A 5,135-nucleotide genomic window follows, 5' to 3' on the forward strand; every position below is an offset into this window, starting at 1 on the left:
GGCGCAGTGCGTATTCGTAATAGTCGGTGGCTTCGTCCAGCCTGCCCAGCGACCTGAGTACGTTGGCGCGGGTGTAGCAGAGGAGCGGATCGGGCCGCACACGGCTGGCGACATGCGTCAGGAACTCGAGTGCGAGGTCGTGCCGATCCACCAGCCAGAGATGCTGGGCGAGCACCGCTGCCTGACGCAGGACTTCTTCGTCGGACCACGGCATGGACCGGATGAGCCGGACGATTTCCGCATCTTCGGCAAAGGCGAGCAGGCGCAGGCTGACGAAGCCGACCGACTTGGTGTCGTGGATCCGGGCGCATATCCGCGCGGCCTGCAGTGCGTGCAGGCGCGAATCGACATAACGATCGGCGACCTGCGCAAGCCGCGAAAGGCGAAGGTGTGGCGCCACCAGATCGGGCGCTATCGCCAGCATGGCCTCGTAACAGGCGCGGGCCGCGGATGGGTTCCTGGCGGCCTCGTGGTGGTTCGCCTCGTTCCAGTGGCGCTGCAGCGCTCCGTTCATGGTCGCCATCGTGAGGGAGTTGGTTCAAGCATATCCGCAACACGATCAACGCAGGCCGCGGCGCACAAGAAAAGGCCGCCCGAAGGCGGCCGAGAAGAGAGCATGGAGCGTTGTTCTTGTTCGAACAGATGCGGGATCAGAAGTCGTACTGGACCATGAAGCGGACCGAACGGGGTGCCTGGTACGAGCGTGGCAGCAGGTAGGTGCTCAGCGGATTGCCGGTCGCCGAGTCTTCCGCCACTTCGCTCACCGCCGTGACCTTCTGCGAATTGAAGACGTTGAACACGTCCATCTTGAACTGCAGGCCCGGTGCGAACGACGGCCTGAAAGCGAGGTTCAGGTCCAGGCTGGTGGTCGTGGGCAGGCGCCCGGCGGTACCACGCGGAACCGCGCTCACCGTGGAATCGTCAGAGGCGCCATTTTCCGAGTTGCTGCAGCGCATGAAGCCCGAACCATAAGGATGCGGCGAATAGTTGGTCACCGGACCCACGGGCTCCAGGGGGTTGAGATCCAGGACACCCAGGCAGTTGATCGGTCGTCCCGTCTGCACGATGAGGTTCGCACCGAGCGACCACTCGTCGTTGAAGTCGTAATTGCCGAACACCTTCAACGCGTGGCGGCGATCGTTGGGCAGGTAGCCGTAGGTATCGACCGTCAGCTCGCGGTAGTCGAAGTCCTGCGTGGTGTTGGTGTCACCCTGGCCGATGTCGGACTTCACGCCGCCCTCGGTATTGCCCTTGTTGTAGCCGAGCGTATACGAGGCCTGGAAGAAGAACTTGTCCCAGCTGCCGTCCAGGAACAGTTCCAGGGCCTTGTACGAACGCTTGGCGGGCGGGCTGAGGCGGTCGCCCTCCACCGTGTAGGTGGTGTAGACGCCGTCGCCGTTCAGGTCGGTGACCAGCACCGCATCTTCGCCCGGGTTGAACAGGCGGCAATACGGGAAGCCGGGGTTCGGCACGGTGTAGTCGAGCCCGTCGGCATCGGCCAGGTCGGTGATCGCGGTGTAGTCGCAGTTGTCGTCGATGGCGGCCTTCAACTTGCGGTAGATGCCGCGCGCACCGAAGTTGAGGTGGTCGGTCAGCGTGGTCTGGAAGCCGAGGATGAACTCGTCCTGGTACATCGGATCCAGGTTCTTGCTGGCGATCGTGTTCGGATCGTGCGCTTGGCCGTCTTCGCCGTTGATCAGGTTCAGCGGATTCAGCGGGTTGATCAGGATCGGCGCACCGGTCACCGGGTCGACGCCCGAGAAGCGGTTGTTGTTGGACCGCTGGTAGATGGAGGCGCTGGAGCCGCGCACCGCGACGCTCGGCGTCAACGGCAATGCGTAGCGACCCGCATTACCGTAGATCTTCAGGGAGGAGTCGCCCTTGGCATCCCACGAGAAACCCAGGCGGGGGCCGAACTGGTTGTCGATCTTGACGAAGGCGCGTCCGTCGGAGCCCAGGTTCTCGAAGGTATCCCAGCGCGCGCCGAGGTACGCCAGGAAGTTGTCGGTGATCCTCCACGAATCTTCGAGGTAGTAGGCGCGCTGCTTCACCTCGATGGTGGTGCCACGCGCCGTGGTCTGGCGACGGACCACGTCGAACTCGTCGCCGGTGTTCGGGCGCCCGTCGGGACCGTTGTTCGTCGAGTAGCGCCACAGCCAGCCACCCACGTTGGCTTCGCCCGCCACCGACTCGTAATTGTCCACGTCCACGCCGAAGCGCAACTGGTGCGAGCCGAGGATCCACTCCGCGTCGATGCGGTACTGGTCGCGGGTATCCTTGTTGTTGGATGCCTGCAGCAACGCGCCGTCGGTCAGATGGCACAGGCTGCCGTAGGCGCCGGTGATCAGTTTGCGATAGCCCGGACGCACGTCGATGATCGCCGGGCAGCCTCCGAGCGCGGTCGTCCCGTTGATGTCGGTCGTGTATGCCGTGGTGATATCGCCGTTGTAGCTGACGGTCGAACCGTCCGGATTGCGGAGATGCTGCGCGCGCTTGAATTCGCCGTGGCCATACAGCGCGGTCAGGGTGAAGGCGTCGGTGAGATAACCGGTGTACTTCAGTACGTAGTTGTTGCCGCCCTGCTCGTCGAACACCGTGCCGACATAGGTGGTGCGGTCCACTTCGCCCGGGGTGTTGTTGTAGACCCGCGTCTCGGTTTCCTGCTTGTCGGAGAACGCGGTCAGCTCCAGCTTGTTGCTGTCGTTGATGTTCCAGTCGAACTTTGCAAGCCAGGTCGGATTCTTGATCGACCCGTTGCGGTTCGTGACCGCATCCATGTTGCCCCAGGCATCGGTGTCGGTCTTGCCGTAGGACAACAGGCCGTAGGCGAACAGCGTGTCCTTGATCAGCGCACCACCTGCCCACACGGCCCCGATCAGCTCTTCCTGCGTATCGTTGCTGTTGTTCTCGGCGACGTTGCCGTAGTCGCCCGGGACCAACGGGTTGGAGTACTTGTAGTCCTCCACGTCCGAACGCAGCGATTTCGGCGACCAGAACACATTGGCACCGGCCTTGAACTCGTTGGTGCCGCGCTTGGTGATCTGGTTCACCACGCCGCCCAGCGAACGGCCGAACTCGGCGCCGTAGCCACCGGTCTTGATCTGCTGCTCGGCGATCGCCTCGAAAGGCACCTTCGAGAAGTTCAGGCTCCGGAACGAATTGGTGATGTTGAAGCCGTTGATGTAGTACTGGTTCTCGGCGACGGAGGAGCCACCGAACGAGGCAAGGTTGCCGAAGGCGCCATCGCCACGCACCGTGCCCGGCGCCAGCAGGGCCACCGAGGTGGTATCGCGCGGCACGGGGATGCGGGCCAGCTGCTCGGACGTCAGGATGGTGGTGGACTCGACCGACGAGACGTCGATCGGGTTGACCAACTGCGACCCGGTGACGGTCACCGTGCCGAGCGTTGTGGCACCACTGCCGGAACTTTCCGCTGCGAAATTGACGGCCGTACCGGTACCGACGTTGACCGCGACTTCGCGCGTCGTCGTCGTACCGTCGGCCCGCTGAAGCGTCACGCGGTACGTGCCGGGCGAGAGCGCGGATACGCGGTAACTACCGTCGGCGCCGATCGCGATTTCACGGCTGAAGCCGGTGGCCGGGTTCTGGACCAGGACCTTCTCGCCCGCCGATGCCTGGCCGAAGACCGCGCCGGAGGTATTGGACTGGGCGTAGACGGACGTGTTGAAGCAGACGCCGAGCGCCAGGGTAAGGGCGCTGCGTTTGAGTGTTCGATTGAACGTACGCTTGGACACTGTGCGACTCCCTGCTGCAGGTTTATTCACATGAGCGTCCGGACGGGCCCGCCCTCTCCGAGAATGTGCGGCGCGCCCTTCAGGCCAGCCACGGGCCTTAATAGCAGGTTAATCAAATGTTGGAATTAGGTTACGCAACACTCAAGTAATAATGAGAAATAGATCACAAAATGCCGTGTAGTTTTGCCCCCCCTCAGGCGCATTTTTTGGACGCCTCGAAACGTAATAGCGATAACAGAATGCGCCCACGCGCAACATCGACACGCTGTTACGGATAGCGAGGGATCTCCGGGTCCGCCGCACCGGGCGCCGCGTTTGATGGACGGCCGTGCGCCCGCGCCTTTGAAGCCGCGACAGCGCGGCAGAGGACTGGGCGTGGCGCGCGCATGCGGGTTCCCCCTCCGCAGTCGACGCCGCGCCTCCATGCACCGGCCGGTGACGCCGCAACAGAGAGGAACACCGGGCGCTTATTGCCTCGGCTGGTACACGACTTCTTCGTAGGGCTGCACCACCACCCAGCCGTCGCCCGCAAACCGTAGCTGCACGCTTTCTCCGGACCCCCGTCCCAGCAGCGTGCCCAGCGAGATGTCGGTGACTATTTCGGGCGTCAGGCTGCCCGACCACGCCACGGTGGCGTTGGGGTCGGTAAACACCGGACCGGTCTGCGCATTCACCGGCAGTGTCAGCGGTTCGTAGTGCGACGTGATCGCGACGATGCCGTGCCCGCTGAGGCGCACGTTGAACAACCCGCCGGACAGCATGCCGGCGACCTTGCGCATCATGGTGATGCGGCTCTCGATGCCCGACTCCACGGCCAGCACGTCGTTGCCGTTGACGAAGATGGCCTCCCCGGCGAGCCGCAGCAGGGTGATCCGCTTGCCGGCATCGGCCAGATAGACGCGCCCCTGCCCCTCGATCTTCATCAACTGCATGCCTTCCCCGCTGACCGCCTTCTTCAGCAGGTTGCCCAGGCCCTGCTCCAGCACGCCTTGGCGGGTGAACTTGACCGCCCCCTTGCGTGCGACCATCGCGCCGGACTTGGCCCAGACCAGCCCGTTCAACCGCACCTCGAGCAGGTGCGGGCTCTCGAGCTCGAAGGCATCCGGACTGGCATCCTTCTCACGCGACGAGGCGAGGAATTCCTGCAGGGTGCGCACGCTCATGGCCGTTCCTTGATGGTTGCCGAAAGAAGGCCACATCATAGTCGCCCCGCCCGACGGTTCCGCTCATGTCCCGCATCGTTTCCGTACCGCATACCCCGGATGAAGCCACGCGTGCGCCGGTCGCGGCGGAGCGCGTCGTGCACGGCGCGCCGCGGCAGGCGCTCGCCAACGCATATTCCACGCAGGACGAGCGCTTCCATTGCGGCGTCTGGGAAGG

The 5,135-nt window shown here is 63.9% G+C and carries 3 protein-coding genes; all 3 read right to left on the reverse strand.

All coding sequences use genetic code 11. The annotated features are described in order from the left end of the window. On the reverse strand, positions 1-514 hold a 514-nt coding region (locus AC04L7_RS12005; RefSeq protein WP_475513078.1), incomplete at its 3' end, for a hypothetical protein. A 136-nt stretch (positions 515-650) separates the two neighbouring features. After that, the gene (locus AC04L7_RS12010; RefSeq protein WP_299342806.1) at positions 651-3,755 is read right to left on the reverse strand and encodes a TonB-dependent receptor; all 3,105 of its coding nucleotides are present in this window, start codon (positions 3,753-3,755) and stop codon (positions 651-653) included. Between the two features lie 467 nt (positions 3,756-4,222). After that, a complete protein-coding gene (locus AC04L7_RS12015) occupies positions 4,223-4,918 on the reverse strand; it encodes an AIM24 family protein (protein ID WP_296280385.1) in 696 nt (231 codons plus the stop codon). Between the last annotated feature and the right edge of the window lie 217 nt (positions 4,919-5,135).

Source organism: Pseudoxanthomonas sp. LjRoot204_2 (assembly GCF_056175765.1).